Genomic DNA, 14,363 nt, shown 5'->3' on the forward strand with positions numbered 1-14,363 from the left:
ATCAGCCTTTGAGTCCGGTAGAGGCCAGAGAGCGGATGAACGCCTTCTGGGCCAGGAGGAAGCCGAGCAGCACAGGCAGCACGGTGATGACGTTGCCGGCCATTACGGCCGCCCACTGGGTGTGATGCTGGCCCTGGAAGGTGGTCAAGCCGAGCTGCAGCGTGTATGTCGAGTCGCTGTTGATCGCGATCAGCGGCCAGGTCAGGTCGTTCCAGGTCGCGAGGAACGTCAGGACGGCGACGGTGCTCAGCGCCGGCCGCGCCAACGGCAGCACGATCGAGATCAGGATCCGCAGCCGCCCGCACCCGTCGATCCAGGCCGCCTCCTCGAGCTCGCGGGGGAGCGAGACGAAGAACTGCCGGAACAGGAACACCGACAGCGGCGTGACCAGCGACGGCACGATCAGCGCGCCGAGCGTGTCGATCAGCCCGAGCTCCTTCATCACCAGGAACGTCGGGATCATCGTCAGCTGGAACGGGATCACCATCGTGGCCAGCATCAGCCCGAGCACGACCTTCGACCCGGCGAACCGGATCCGTGCGAACGCGTACCCGCCGAGCGAGCCGAGCACCAGGTTCGCCGTCACCGCAACCGCCGAGACGATGAACGAATTCAGGAACCATCGCGGGAACAACGCGTTCCCGAGCACGTACCGGTATCCGCCGAGATTGATCCCGTGCGGCCACAGCGCCGGTGGGAACCGGTTGATCTCGGCGTTGCTCATCACCGAGCTCACCAGCAACCAGACCAACGGCAAGGCAAACAGCAAGGCCAGCGGCGCAAGGACGAAATGCCAAGCACTGAAGGGCAGACGCTTCATCGAGAGGCCACCCTTCGGCGGTAGACCTGCAGGACCACACCGACCACCAGCAACGCAACCGCCAAGGTGTACGCCGCTGCCGCGCTGTAGCCGGCCGTGAACGTCTTGAACGCCCTCTCCCAGATGAAGTACACGATCACCGTCGTCGACCCGAGCGGCCCGCCCTTCGTGGTGACGAACACCAGATCGAACACCTGCAACGCGTTGATCGTCTGGAACAGCACGAGGAAGATCGTCACCGGCGTCAAGGCGGGCAGGGTGACGTGCCGCAGTACACCCCACCGCCCGGCGCCGTCGATCCGCGCAGCCTCGACCAGCTCGCTCGAAACTCCTTGCAGGCCGGCCAGATAGACGATCACGCAGAACCCGGTCCCGCTCCACAACGAGATCGCGACCAGCAGATAGAGCGCCTGGCCCGGATCGCTGAAGAACCCCTGTGCCGGCAACCCGAGCTTGTGCAGCAGCGAGTTCGCGACGCCGAACTCCGGGTCGAGCACGAACGAGAACAGCACGCCCTGCGCCGCCGCCGACACCACGAACGGCACGAACACCAACGTCCGATAGAGCCCGATGAACGCGATCTTCCGGTCCAGCGCGATCGCGATCGCCAACCCCGCAATCACACTGAGCGGCACATACAGAACGGTGTAGATCAGCGTGTGCGAGACAGCCGACCCGAATGTCGGATCCTTGAGCAACGCCTTGTAGTTCGCCAACCCGACCCATTCGCTGGGCGACACCAGATCGTTGACCTGGAACGACAACAGCAACGACCACAACACCGGTACGACGCTGAGCCCGAGAATGATCACCACCGATGGACTGACGAACGCCCACCCGGTCGCACCCTCGGTCCGGGCTCGGCGTTTCGCGGCCGCCCGGCTCCGCGGGTCGACGGTGAAGGTGCCGACCACGCTGGCCATCAGCTCGGCACCGCCAGCACCTGGTTGCACTGATCAACGGCCTGCTTCAACGCATCCGCGGGGCTCTGCTTCCCCAGCAGTACGGCGGCAATCGCCTCGCCCACGTGCTGCGAGATCTGCGGGTACGTCGTGATCGTGGGCCGCACCTTCGCGGTGTCGAGCGCCTTGACGAACACGTCCAGCCCGTTCGTCTCGGCGGAATGCTTCTTCCACTGCGGCAGGTCGGCGGTGGCCTTGGTGATCGGCAGGCTGCCACCCTTCATGTCCCACTGGATGTCCTGCGCCGGCTCGGCCAGCCAGGCGACGAACTCGGTGGCTGCCTTCACCTTCGCCTTACCGTTGTCGAAGACGGTCCAGGTGTCCGGCCCGGAGATCGTCAACGGCTTCCCGGAGTACGACGGCAGCGGTACGACGCCGTAGTCGAGACCGTTGTCCTTCAGCTCCGGGAGCTGCCAGGGGCCGGTGGCAACCATTCCCATCCGCCCGCCGAGGAACACCTGGTACAGCTGCTCGCTGCCGGGCTTCGGGTCGACGTACAGCGACTTGTCGGTGCGCAACCGGTCCAGCGTCTGCAGGGCTTGAGCGCCGACCGAGTCGAAGCCGACCTTCTTCCCGTCGCCGCTGACGACGTCGCCGCCGAGGTCCCAGATCATCGGCCAGATCCGCCAGACGGTGTCCTCGTCGCCGACGCCCGGCCAGCCGGTGCCGAAGATGCCCTTCGCCGGGTTCGTCAGTTGCTTCGAGGTGGCGACGAAGTCGTCCCAGGTCCAGCCGTCCTTCGGCGCCGGTAAGCCGGCCGCGGCGAACAGCTTCTTGTTGTAGACCACACAGAGCGAGTCGAGCAGGGCCGGCGCGGCCCGGACCTTGCCCTTCACGCTGACCGCGTCCTTCGCGGCCGGCCAGTAGTCGTCGATCTTCAGGGCGCCGGTCAGGTCGGCGACCTTCGGGCTCTTGGTCAGGCTGGCGAGGTCCGACCCGAAGATGTACGCGATGTCCGGGTAGGACCCCGCCGCCAGACCGGCGGTGACCTTCTGCAGCATGCTGTCCGCGGTGACCCCGCCACCGCCGCCGACCACCTTGATCTTCGGATGACTGCTGTTGAACGCGGTGATCAAGGAATCGATCGCGGCCTTACCGGTGTCGACCTGGCCGTGCCAGAGGTCGAGCGTGACGACACCGTTGGCATCGGCGCCTTCGTCGTCGTTCTTGCCGCACGCGGCCAGAGATCCCGCGACGGTTGCGGCGGCCGCGGCCCGGAGGATGTCGCGGCGGGACAGAGTTCGAGCATGCATGAGGATCTCCAGAGCGATGGAGGAGGGAATTCAGCAGGTCTTGCGGACGTATCCGGGCTCACCCGGAGTCGAGACGTCCACGTCGCGCTGCACGATCGTCAACGTCCCGCCGTACTGCGAGCAGGCCGTGGACCGGCCGCTGTCGGTGTACTCGATCACGATCACGTTGTTGCCGAAGGCATCGACGTAGTCGCCGCACTCGTCGTACTGGCCGCACTCCTCGGCGACCGCGAAGTCCAGGCCGACCGCCTGCCGGAACCCGGCCAGCTCGACCGTGTTCTTCTGCGCGATGGCCAGGTTCTTGGCGTGCGCGTGCGTGGCGAGCAGCGTCAGGTAGGCCTTCGCGTTGGCAGCGGTGAGCAGCTTCTTCGAGCGTGTGTAGCTGTCGTAGTTGTCCGGCTCGATCGCCTTGTACCCCTTGGCCGCGCAGCCGTCGATCCAGCCGTTGACCTTGGCGGCGATCCGGTTCCGTTTGTCCGCCGTACGGACGTCGAGCAGCGGTTCGCCCCAGTCCTGGTCGATGACGAGCCTGCCCTTGGCGTCGCGGAGCAGCAGGTCGGAGTCCCACTGCCCTTGTTCGCCGGGCTGGACCTGGAAGGCGTTGACGTAGCAGATGTTGTAGAGCCCGGCGGCCGGTGCGGCGGTCCGGTCGCGGGTGACCACCTGGACGCCGGCGGGCGGCGTATAGGCCCCGCCGATCTGGTAGTCGAACTTGGCGTGCGTCGGCGGCAGGGTGACGGCCGCGTCGGCGGAGGTGCGGGCGAGGACGGTTCCTGTGACTGCCAGGGCCGGCGTCAACATGGCCGCGACTCCGGCGAGGAGGCGGCGAGAGAGTCTGGACACGATTTGCTCCATCGGTCCCGGGGACGCGACCCCGCCTCGGGCCTCACCTGAACCCTGGCGCCGGAAAACCGGACTTCAGGCCTCGGCCTGCTACCGGCTGGGTGCGTCACTGCCGAACAAGTTAAGCGACGGGACGACGGTGTGGTCAAGGGCAAACTTGCAAACTAGTGCGCGAATTCCCGCTGATAGCGCGGCACTGCGCATGCCGAGGACGAGCGAGGAGCCCGGTCAGGTGTCCCCTTCTCCGGGCGCGCCCGGCCCTTGACGGATGGATTTAAACCGGTTTAAGTTCTGTTTAAACCGGTTTAAACGGAGGATCCAGTGAGTAAGCGCCCGACGATCGCGGATGTGGCCCGGCGGGCCGGTGTGTCCAAAGGATCGGTGTCGTTCGCGCTCAACGGGCGGCCCGGACTCGCGCAGGCGACCGTCGACAAGATTCTCGCGGCCGCCGACGAGCTCGGCTGGCGGCCGAGCAACCGGGCCCGTTCGCTGTCGGTCTCGAAGGCGTTCGCGCTCGGCCTGGTCATCACCCGGGACCCGGCCGTGCTGTCGTCGGACCCGTTCTTCCCGGCGTTCATCGCCGGGGTCGAGAGCGTTCTGTCCACGCGTGGTCAGGCGCTGGTTCTGCAGGTCGTCATGGCCGGTGAGACCGAGCAGGACGGGTACCGGCGGCTCGCGCGGGACGGGCGGGTCGACGGGGTGTTCCTGTCCGACCTCCGGCACGACGATCCGCGGATCGATCTGCTCGTCGAGCTCGGTCTGCCCGCGGTCACGCTGAACCGGCCGGACGGCGAGTCGCCGTTCCCAGCGGTCACCCTGGACGACCGGCCCGGGACGCGGGCAGTCGTCGAGCACCTGATCGAGCTCGGTCACACCCGGATCGCCCAGGTCGCCGGTCCGCCCGCCTTCGTGCATGCGACCGCGCGCACCACCGCCTTTGTCGAGACCCTGGCCGCGGCCGGCCTCGAGCCGTTGACCGAGACCGGTGACTTCACTGCCGCGGGTGGGATCGAGGCCACGCGCCGGCTGCTCGCGCTGCCGAAGCCGCCGACCGCGATCTTCTATGCCAACGACCGGATGGCGATCGCCGGTCTCGGCGCGGCCCAGGCGTCCGGTCTGACCGTTCCGGACGACCTGAGCATCGCCGGCTTCGACGACAGTGAGCTCGCCGAGTACGTCCATCCCGGCCTGACCACCGTCCGCGCCGACCCGTTCGCCTTCGGCGAGGCGGCGGCCCTGACGCTCAACCAGCTCGTCGACGGTGCGGCCGACGTACCCGACACCGAGCTCCCACCCGCGCAGCTCGTCGTCCGCGGCTCTACCGCATCCCCCGCGGTGTAGTCCCCCGGTGTAGTCCCCGTGTAGTCCCCTGGAGGAAACATGAAGTTGCAAGCTGGACTGCTGGCCGTTGTCCTGGCCGGCTCGCTCGTCGCCTGTGGCGACAGTGGCGGCGGCTCTGGTGACGCCGACGCCGCGGCCAAGGCCCGTGGCCCGATCACGATCTGGTACTCGAACAACGCCGAGGAAGTGGCCTGGGGCAAGCAGATGGTCGCGGCCTGGAACGCCGAGCATGCGGATCAGAAGATCACCGCGCAGGAGATCCCGACCGGTAAGAGCTCCGAGGAGGTCATCGGCGCCGCGATCACCGCGGGGAACGCGCCGTGTCTGATCTTCAACACCTCGCCGGCGTCGGTGTCGCAGTTCCAGAAACAGGGCGGCCTCGTCCCGCTCGACTCCTTCCCCGACGGCAAGTCCTATATCGAGGACCGCTCCGGCGATGTGGCCCAGCAGTACAAGTCCACCGACGGTAAGTACTACCAGCTGCCGTGGAAGTCGAACCCGGTGATGATCTTCTACAACAAAAAGGCCTTCGCCAAGGCCGGCATCACCACCCCAGCCCTGAGCACCTACGACGACTTCCTGGCCACCTCCCGCAAGGTCGTCGCCGCCAAGGCGGCCAAGGTCGCGATCTACCCGGCACCGAGCAACGAGTTCTATCAGTCCTGGTTCGACTTCTACCCGCTGTACGCCGCCGAGACCGGCGGCAAGCAACTGGTCGAGGACGGCAAGTCCACCTTCGCCTCCGACGACGGCAAGAAGGTCGCCCAGTTCTGGCGGACGATGTATCAGGACAAGTTGGCCTCGCCGGAGAAGTACACCGGTGACGCATTCGTCGACGGCACGTCGGCGATGGCCGTGGTCGGCCCGTGGGCGATCGCGACCTACAAGGGCAAGGTCGACTGGGGTGTGGTCCCGGTCCCGACCTCGAGCGGCAAGCCGGCTGGCGAGATCCACACGTTCTCCGACGCGAAGAACGTCGCGATGTATTCGGCGTGCAAGAACCGTGGCACGGCGTGGGACGTGTTGAAGTTCGCGACCAGCAAGGATCAGGACGGCAAGTTCCTGACCGCGACCGGGCAGATGCCGTTGCGCAAGGACGTGGCGACGACGTACGCGGACTATTTCGCGAAGAACCCTGACTACAAGGTGTTCGCCGACCAGGCCTCGCGCACGGTCGAGGTACCGAACGTGCCGAACTCGATCACGATCTGGCAGACCTTCCGCGACGCCTACTCCAAGTCGGTCATCTTCGGCCAGCAAGACGTCGGCCAGGCCCTCGACGAGGCCGCGCAGAAGGTCGATCAGCTCGTCAAACAGTCATGAGGCGCGGACCGCTCACCCGCGTGATGGGTGAGCATCCGGTCGGGACTGCGTTCGTCACGCCGTACGTCGTGTTCCTGGCCGCGGTGTTCGCCTATCCGCTCGGGTTCGCCGTCTACATGTCGTTCCATGACTACTTCTTCGCTGCACCGGGCGCGGTTGTGGATCGTCCGTTCGTTGGGTTCGAGAACTACGTGACGGTGTTGTCGGATCCCGCGGTTCAGCGGGCGTTCGTCAACGTCGTGATCTTCTTGGTGATCAACGTCCCGCTCACCGTCGTACTGTCGCTGGGACTGGCCAACGCGCTGAACGCGGCGATCCGCTGGCGCACGTTCTTCCGCGTCTCCTACTACGTCCCCTACGTGACCGCGAGCGTCGCGGTCGTCGGCGTGTGGCTGTTCTTGTTCAACTCCAACGGTCTGGTCAACTCCATCCTCGGGCCGCTCGCGCCCGACCCGTCGTGGCTGGTGAACTCCAAGCTCGCGATGCCGACCGTGGCCATCTACGTCACCTGGAAGCAGCTCGGCTTCTTCATCCTGCTCTACCTGGCCGCGCTGCAGAACGTGTCCAAGGACCTGTACGAGGCCGCGGAGATGGATGGCGCCGGGCGGTGGAAGTCGTTTCTCAACGTGACGGTGCCTGGCGTCCGGCCGGCGACCACCTTGGTCGTCCTGGTGGCGACCGTGACTGGGGCGAACCTGTTCACCGAGCCGTATCTGTTGACCGGGGGCGGCGGACCCGACGGTGCATCGGCCTCGCCGGTGCTGATCATGTACCAGCGCGGGATCGAGCAGGGCCATCCCGATGTCGGGTCGGCGATCGGCGTGCTGTTGGTCATCGGCGTACTGCTGCTCGCGCTGATCGAGCGGCGCTTCGTGGGGAGGGAGGAGGACTGATGAAGGTCAAGTTCGTCGCGCTGCTGCTCGGCGCTTTCGTGTTCCTGTTTCCCTTCTACTACATGCTGATCGGCTCGTTGCAGGCCGAGCCGGACCCGTCGGTCAGCGGCGCGTTCCCGAAACCCGGCAACCTGACGCTGCACAACTACACCGAGATCAACAAGTCGATCCACCTCGGCCGGTCTCTGATCAACTCCGGCATCTTCACCGGCGGCGTGATCCTCGGAACCCTGGTCTTCGGCGTGCTCGCGGGCTATGCGTTGGCGCGGTTGCAGTTCCGCGGCCGCGGGCTGGTGTTCAACCTGATGCTGCTCATCCAGGTCGTGCCCTTCCAGTTACTGACGATCCCGTTGTATGTGCTGATCGTGCGCAGCTACGGGCTCGCGGACTCCTACTCCGGGATGATCCTGCCGTTCCTGATCAACTCCACCGCGGTGTTCGTGTTCCGCCAGTACTTCCTGCAGTTGCCGGCCGAGTTGTTCGACGCCGCCCGCATCGACGGGGCCTCGGAGCTGAGCATCCTGTGGCGCATCGCCGTGCCGCTCGTGCGGCCGGCGCTGCTGACCGGCGTACTGCTCACGTTCATCGGACCGTGGAACGAGTTCTTGTGGCCGTTCCTCATCACCAAGCAACAAGACCTCCAACCACTCGCGGTTTCGCTGTCCAACTACCTGACCACCGTGTCGGCGCGGGCGGCCAACCCGTTCGGTGCGGTGCTGGCCGGAGCCTGTGTGCTGGCCGCACCGGCGGTCACCTTGTTCATCATCTTCCAGCGCCGGTTCATCTCGACGAACCTGTCGTCCGGCGTCAAGGGCTAACTCCCACAGTGCTTATTTCTTGAAGGGTTTCTCGTGAACGTTCCCTACACGCTGACTCGGGTCGGCGTACTGATGACCGCCGAGCCGGGCAACGAGCTCGAGGCCGAGGGCGTGCTGAACCCGGCGACCGGGCACACCCCGGACGGCACGCTCTACCTGCTCCCGCGGCTGGTTGCTAACGGCAACATCTCTCGCGTCGGGCTGGCCCGCGTCGAGCTGGAAGACGGAGTGCCGGTAGGTGTCGAGCGCGAGGGCGTGGTCCTCGCACCGGACGAAGGCTGGGAGCGAGGCAAGAACAACGCCGGCGTCGAGGACCCCCGCGTCACCTTCGTCCCGTCCCTCGGCCTCCATGTGATGACGTACGTCGCCTACGGCCCGCTCGGCCCGAAACCTGCGCTCGCGGTGTCGGAGGATCTGCGGGAGTGGCGTCGGCTCGGTCCGCTCCACTTCGAGTACCAGCCCGACCTCGACACCGACCTCAACCTGTTCCCGAACAAGGACACGGTCTTCTTCCCCGAGCCCGTGCCCGGCCCGGACGGCGAACCGTCGTACGCGATGCTGCACCGGCCGATGTGGGACCTCGGCTGGTTCCGCGAAGGCGAAGGCGTTCACCTGCCGGCCGGTGTGACCGACGACCGGCCAGGAATCTGGGTCTCGTTCGTACCCGTGTCAGCCGTCGAGGCCGACGTGCGGAACCTCGTTCATCTGCGCAATCACCGACTGGTCGCGATGTCGGAGTACCCCTTCGAGGAGCTGAAGATCGGGGCCGGACCGGCGCCGCTGCGCATCCCCGAAGGCTGGCTCGTGATCCACCATGGCGTCACCGGCGAGCAGCCGGAGGGTTTCGACCCGACGACTCAGAAGGTCTGCTACGCCGCCGGCGCGCTCATCCTCGACGCGGAGGACGTCACCCGCGTCATCGCTCGTACCACCGAACCCCTCCTGGTCCCCGAGACCGACGAGGAGAAGATCGGCACGGTCGGCAACGTCGTCTTCCCGACTGCGATCGAGCAGGTCAACGGCACCCAGTACGTCTTCTACGGCATGGCCGACGCCGCCATCGGCGTGGCCAGATTGGACCGCCTGCCATGAAACCGACCCGCCGCACCGTCATCGGCGGAGCCCTCGCAGTAGCCGCCGCATCAACCGTCACCCTTCCCGCCTCGGCGTCCAGCCGGCTGTCGAACCTCGCGCACCTCGACTTCCTCCGCGCGTCGGTGACGCCTCCGGCCGCCCCCGGTCACAGCACCTTCGGCAGCGGCCCGGTCGGCGTGCTCTGGACGTACGCCGACCGCCAGGCGGACGGCTCGTACAAACGCATCGGCGGCGGCACGTACGACGCCGCGACGAACACCTACGGCCAAGGCGCCTACAACGCCGACGACATCGCCCGTGCCGCGGTGGTCTACCTGCGCCACTGGAAGCAGTTCCACTCCGAGGCTTCGTTGGAGACCGCCCGCGGCCTGCTTCGCGGTCTCACCTTCCTGCAGTCGCCCAACGGCAACGTCGTCCTGTGGATGCAGCCCGACGGCACGCTCAACCCGAGCGCCGACCCCGTCGAGCTCCCCGACCCGTCCGACTCCGGCGCGTCGTACTGGCTGGCTCGCACGGTCTGGGCCTTGGGGGAGGGGTACGCCGTCTTCCGCACCGCTGACCGCGCGTTCGCGAGGTTCCTCCGCGACCGTCTCGAGCTGGCGATCGCCGCACTCGAGCGTGAGGTGCTGGTCCGCTACGGCCAGTACAACGTCGTCGACGGCCGCCGTCTCCCCGCCTGGCTGATCGTCAACGGCGCGGACGCGACAAGCGAAGCGGTGCTCGGGCTCTCGGCGTACGTCGAAGCCGGCGGCTCAGCCTCCGCGCGCCGGGCGCTGACCCGCTTCGCTGAAGGCATTGCAGCCATGGCGGCCGGGTCGACGCGCGAGTGGCCGTTCCGTGCGCTGATGCCGTGGGGCGAGTCGATCTCCGACTGGCACGCGTGGGGCGCCCAGATGCCCTCCGCCCTCGCGGTCGCGGCTCAAGCTCTCGACGCACCCAAGCTTCGCGCCGCGGCCATCGGCGACACTGCAGGCTTCACCCCACTCCTGATGACCGCCGGCGGTCCCGACAACGGCTGGCTCCCGACCCCGATCGATCGCACCCAGATCGCGTACGGCGTCGACGCCCGCCTGCAAGGCGTCCTGTCCGTCGGGCTCGAGCAGGCCGCCGCTTTCGTCGCCGCCTGGTACTTCGGGGCCAACCGGGCGGGCCAGCCGATGTACGACCGGACCACCGGGCGCACGTACGACGGCATCTCCGGTGACGGCACGATCAACCGCAACTCCGGTGCCGAGTCGAGCATCCACGGCCAACTGTCGATGCTCGCCCTCGATGCCCACCCGGACGTCGCCCGCCTGACAGGCACCCCGTCGTACGACGGCCTGCAGATCGTCGAGGCCGAATCCGGCACCGGCGGTCAGGTCGTCACACCACCCTCGGCCTGGACCGGCGAATCCCAATGGAGCGACGGCTCCTACCTCTCCCTCGACGGTACGGCGACCTGGACCGTGCCGGCGTCATCGCAACAGCGCTTGGTCCTCCCGGTCGTCAACCTCGTCGACACTCCGACCCCGGCTCGCACGACCTGGACTTCTGGAGTTAGGACACTTGGCACTCTGACGCATGTCTGCGGGTCGCAAGGCATCTCCGCGGCACCCGGCGCACTGTTGCCGCTGACGCTCGCCAACCCACTTCCGGCCGGTGCCACCACCATCACCGCGAAGGCGCAGGGCACGGCTCAGCTGGATGCGCTGCTCCTTCTGCCGACCGTCAGCAGTCTGCGGATCGGGGGCGCCGTGTTGCTGGCCAGTGTGGATACGCATACTCGTGTGATCAGTGTGCCGGGGAAGCGTTCCTACACCTACGACGCGACCGGCGAGTTGGTTGCCCGAGGCAACGCTTCGCGGGCGCTCGTCGTACCCGGCGGCTTTACCGTCGTGCTCGGCTGAGCGCCTCGGCACACCAGTCGGCGACGTACATCAGCGCCTGACCGCGTTGGTGGAACAGATGCCGACTGTCGACCTGGCGGTGATAGGCGTTGTGGGCGGGGTCGGATGCGCGGCCGAGCAGACCCGGCAGCAGCCACGCGTACTTGATCCCGGACGCCATCACCGCCAGCCGCACCTGATCCGGGTCGCCGCGCCAGCCGGCCTCGTGCAGACCGTCGAGGTAGTTGGCGATGCACGTCTCGGCGAGCTCGGGCAGGCGCTCGACCGGCCAGAACATGTCGAAGACCGCGTCGGGGATGTAGTTGCCGATGTCCTCGCCGAGCGCGCCGTCACCGGTGAACGCCCAGTCGAACAGCGCGAGCTCACCGCTCGGCCGTTGGATCACGTTGGAGACCCAGAAGTCCAGATGGCAGGTGGCACGGGGGAGGCTCGCGACGAGATCGAGCAATGCGTCGCGCTGAACCATCAGCCGGGTCCAGGCTTCGCGCAGCTGGCCGGGCCACGTCTCGCGGATGAGCGGCTGCTGCCAGGCTGCGTCGTCGGTCAGCAAGTGCCAGGGCACGTCGCGGGTCGTCGAGTAGTCGCGCAGAAATCCCCTCGACATCCACGGCCGCTCGGACACCGGCTGCGCCTGCCAGCGCCCGAAGGCACGCGTGAGTGCCGCGTGCTCGGCGAGGCTGAACTGGGTGCCCGATGTCCCGCCGATGTCTTCCATCAGGAGTACGGCGCCGTCCGGCCACTCTTCCACCTGCGCTTCAGGCAGCACGAGCCCGGCGTCGGCGAGCCGGCCGCGCAGCTCGTCGTCCTGGTACACCTCGAGCTCACGCCGCCAGTAGTTCCAGTGGCGCGGGTCGGTCGACGCGGCCCACGGGCCCGTGGTGTCCTGTGGGCTCTGGAGCTGCTTGCGTACGGCGGTGCGGCCGTCGGCGTAGGTGATGCGCTCTACGGTCGCCGTCACCGCGTTGAGCGGGTTGTGGCGCAGAGTCGCCGTACCGACTTCCGGGTGACCGATCATGAGAAGCAATGCTGACATGCGGGCGAGGCTCAGCCCAGCAGCGTCTTAGGTGGTAGACCGGTCAGCGCTTTGACGTCGCGGGTGAGGTGCGCCTGGTCGGCGTACCCGGTGAGCGTGGCGACGTCGGCGAGGGCCAGACCGGTGCGGGCGTGGTCGAGGGCAACGTTCATCCACAGCACCCGGTCGAGCATCTTCGGCCCGTACCCGAACGCGTCCAGGCAGCGTCGGTGCAGTTGCCGCTCGCTCAACCCGATCGTGCCTGCCAGCTTGGAGACACCGGCGCTGCCGCGGAGCAGCCCTCCGCGGACGTTTCGCAGTACATAACTGATCAGCCGGTCTGGCGGCTCGTCGACCAGCTTGGCGACCTCGACGTCGAGCGCCACGGCCGGGTCGGGTGACGATCTGATCCGGTCCAGGAGTTGTCTGCTCCGGGTCGGTGACCACAGGTCGGCCAGCGGGACCCGATCGTTGAGCAGCTCGCGAGCCGGCACGCCGAGGAAGCCCGGCGCGGCTCCCGGCGCGAACCTGATCCCGGCGTACCGCGTCCCGCGTGGGGCACTACCCGTCCAGGCGTGACTGTCCGGCCCGGCGACGACCAGATCCCCGTCGATCAGCAGCACGTCCATGCAGCCGTCGGGCAGGATCCGATACTCGCCACCCTCAGCCGTCCGCGTCCACAGGTCGGCCCCCGGGACGCGCGCAGCACGCTCCCTATACGGCTCGACCGCGACTGTCATACCGCCAGTCTGCTACGCGCCGCCGACAGTTTCTTGCTGAGTTCTTGTTCAGTCCGTGGTCAGTGCGGGAGGACGACGTCGAGGACCGGTACGTCGACCGGGAGGTACTTGACCAGGGCAACGTTCTCGCGGATCAGCTCGTCGCGCAGCGCCGTACCCGTGCGGCGGTCGATCACGGTCCGCCAGATCTCGTTCCGCCGGAAATAGTCGGCGCCGACCCGGAGGAACCGCTCGTTCTTCGCGAACACCCGGTACGACGACTCGGCCGGGACGTCGGCGAGGATCTCGCCCTGCAGGTAGCGGTCGCCGACATCGACGTGCAGCTGGAACGTCTGGTCGGTGTCGTTGCGGAACTGCAGGTCCACGTAGTTGTAGACGATGCTGCAACCGACGCCCCACGGCAGCACCCGACCGTTGTCCGGGAACGGGTCGAAGCTATGCGTCGACCGCTGCGTCACGGTTAGCGGGGAATGCAGCACCATCCAGTGCAGGAGGTTCGCGAGCTGGCAGATGCCACCGCCGATACCCGGCCGGGCCTGTCCGTTCGACAGCCGCATGCCCTTCACGTAACCCTTGCGGCGGGTCGCGTTGCCGACCAGCTTGTTGAAGGAGAACGTCTCACCCGGGCGGATCAGCAGCCCGTCGACCTGTGCGCAGGCAAGCTTCAGGTTGGTCACCTTGTTGTGCTGCATCCACATCTCGGTCTCACCGAGCTGGCGCAGCAGCAGCGACCTGTGCCGCTTGATCCTGATGGGCAGATCGGTCGCCGCGCGCGTTCCGGCGTACGGCGTGCTGGACCTGATCCACTCGAGCCGCTTGAGCACACGGTGATACCGCACCGCCAACGGGTAGAGCAGCGGCACCCGCTCGCTCCACCGGCGATGGTGCACCGCGGGCAGCACCCGGGCCCGCTCCGCGTCACTCAGCTCATCCACCGCGACCCGCCACGGCGTACCCGGCGTCACCCCAGTCGACTCCGGCGCCTGCAGTGGTGTGGCGATGGTGGTCTCGGACATCATTCCCCCGAACGAGTTGATCGGCGGCCGACCTCGGTTACCGTACGCCGCCGCGAGTCCATTCAGATGACAACAACCGCTCGATCCGATTGCGCTCGTTATGACGCCGGCCAACACCCAGCAGTTCGAATCTCACCCGATCCCGAGGGCGGTGCGGACCCAGCGGACACCAGCCAGGAGTTCGAATCTCACCCGATCCCGAGGGCGGTGCGGTCCCAGCGGACGACGGCCAGGGGGTCGGGTGTGAGCTGATCTCGAGGGTTGTGCGGTCCCAGCGGACGACGGCCAGGGGGTCGGGTGTGAGCTGATCTCGAGGGTTGTGCGGTCCCAGCGGACGACGGCCAGGGGGTCGGGTGTG

General features: G+C 67.3%; 13 protein-coding genes. 6 read left to right on the forward strand and 7 right to left on the reverse strand.

What is annotated here, in order from left to right; genetic code table 11:
• Nucleotide 1 precedes the first annotated feature (1 nt).
• From AB0J62_RS18115 to AB0J62_RS18130, 4 genes are read right to left on the reverse strand one after another with little or no spacing between them, the layout of a single operon-like run.
• The gene (locus AB0J62_RS18115) at nt 2-820 is read right to left on the reverse strand and encodes a carbohydrate ABC transporter permease (protein ID WP_134105143.1); all 819 of its coding nucleotides are present in this window, start codon (nt 818-820) and stop codon (nt 2-4) included.
• The gene (locus tag AB0J62_RS18120; RefSeq protein ID WP_363871593.1) at nt 817-1,743 is read right to left on the reverse strand and encodes a sugar ABC transporter permease; all 927 of its coding nucleotides are present in this window, start codon (nt 1,741-1,743) and stop codon (nt 817-819) included. Before AB0J62_RS18120 ends, AB0J62_RS18115 begins: the two co-directional genes overlap by 4 nt.
• On the reverse strand, nt 1,743-3,035 hold the full coding sequence (locus AB0J62_RS18125) for an ABC transporter substrate-binding protein (protein ID WP_363871596.1): 1,293 nt from the start codon (nt 3,033-3,035) through the stop codon (nt 1,743-1,745). The genes AB0J62_RS18120 and AB0J62_RS18125 overlap by 1 nt, the downstream gene beginning before the upstream one ends.
• Before the next feature lie 30 nt (nt 3,036-3,065).
• A complete protein-coding gene (locus tag AB0J62_RS18130) occupies nt 3,066-3,878 on the reverse strand; it encodes an endo alpha-1,4 polygalactosaminidase (protein ID WP_363871599.1) in 813 nt (270 codons plus the stop codon).
• Between the two features lie 321 nt (nt 3,879-4,199).
• Between AB0J62_RS18130 and AB0J62_RS18135 the strand changes: the two genes are divergently transcribed.
• Genes AB0J62_RS18135 through AB0J62_RS18160 form a run of 6 tightly spaced genes read left to right on the forward strand, consistent with a single transcriptional unit; the run spans nt 4,200 to nt 11,237 of the window.
• Nucleotides 4,200-5,219, forward strand: coding sequence for a LacI family DNA-binding transcriptional regulator (locus AB0J62_RS18135; RefSeq protein ID WP_363871602.1), 1,020 nt, complete (start codon nt 4,200-4,202; stop codon nt 5,217-5,219).
• A 39-nt stretch (nt 5,220-5,258) separates the two neighbouring features.
• A complete protein-coding gene (locus AB0J62_RS18140; RefSeq protein ID WP_363871605.1) occupies nt 5,259-6,542 on the forward strand; it encodes an extracellular solute-binding protein in 1,284 nt (427 codons plus the stop codon).
• Nucleotides 6,539-7,435 (forward strand): sugar ABC transporter permease, encoded by an 897-nt coding sequence (locus AB0J62_RS18145; RefSeq protein ID WP_363871608.1) that lies wholly within the window; start codon nt 6,539-6,541, stop codon nt 7,433-7,435. The genes AB0J62_RS18140 and AB0J62_RS18145 overlap by 4 nt, the downstream gene beginning before the upstream one ends.
• A complete protein-coding gene (locus AB0J62_RS18150) occupies nt 7,435-8,253 on the forward strand; it encodes a carbohydrate ABC transporter permease (RefSeq protein WP_134105136.1) in 819 nt (272 codons plus the stop codon). Before AB0J62_RS18145 ends, AB0J62_RS18150 begins: the two co-directional genes overlap by 1 nt.
• 33 nt (nt 8,254-8,286) lie before the next feature.
• A complete protein-coding gene (locus tag AB0J62_RS18155) occupies nt 8,287-9,345 on the forward strand; it encodes a glycosidase (RefSeq protein ID WP_363871613.1) in 1,059 nt (352 codons plus the stop codon).
• Entirely contained in the window at nt 9,342-11,237 is a 1,896-nt protein-coding gene (locus AB0J62_RS18160; protein WP_363871616.1) for a hypothetical protein, read from the forward strand. The genes AB0J62_RS18155 and AB0J62_RS18160 overlap by 4 nt, the downstream gene beginning before the upstream one ends.
• Here the strand turns inward: AB0J62_RS18160 and AB0J62_RS18165 are convergent.
• From AB0J62_RS18165 to AB0J62_RS18175, 3 genes are read right to left on the reverse strand one after another with little or no spacing between them, the layout of a single operon-like run.
• Nucleotides 11,218-12,270 (reverse strand): aminoglycoside phosphotransferase, encoded by a 1,053-nt coding sequence (locus AB0J62_RS18165; protein ID WP_363871619.1) that lies wholly within the window; start codon nt 12,268-12,270, stop codon nt 11,218-11,220. The genes AB0J62_RS18160 and AB0J62_RS18165 overlap by 20 nt on opposite strands.
• 11 nt (nt 12,271-12,281) lie before the next feature.
• On the reverse strand, nt 12,282-12,989 hold the full coding sequence (locus AB0J62_RS18170; RefSeq protein WP_363871622.1) for a helix-turn-helix domain-containing protein: 708 nt from the start codon (nt 12,987-12,989) through the stop codon (nt 12,282-12,284).
• Between the two features lie 59 nt (nt 12,990-13,048).
• Nucleotides 13,049-14,005: a VanW family protein gene (locus AB0J62_RS18175; RefSeq protein ID WP_363871625.1), complete on the reverse strand. Its 957-nt coding sequence runs from the start codon at nt 14,003-14,005 to the stop codon at nt 13,049-13,051.
• Nucleotides 14,006-14,363 lie beyond the last annotated feature (358 nt).

The sequence above is a fragment of the Kribbella sp. NPDC049584 genome, assembly GCF_040675555.1.
Classification (GTDB): Bacteria; Actinomycetota; Actinomycetes; order Propionibacteriales; family Kribbellaceae; genus Kribbella.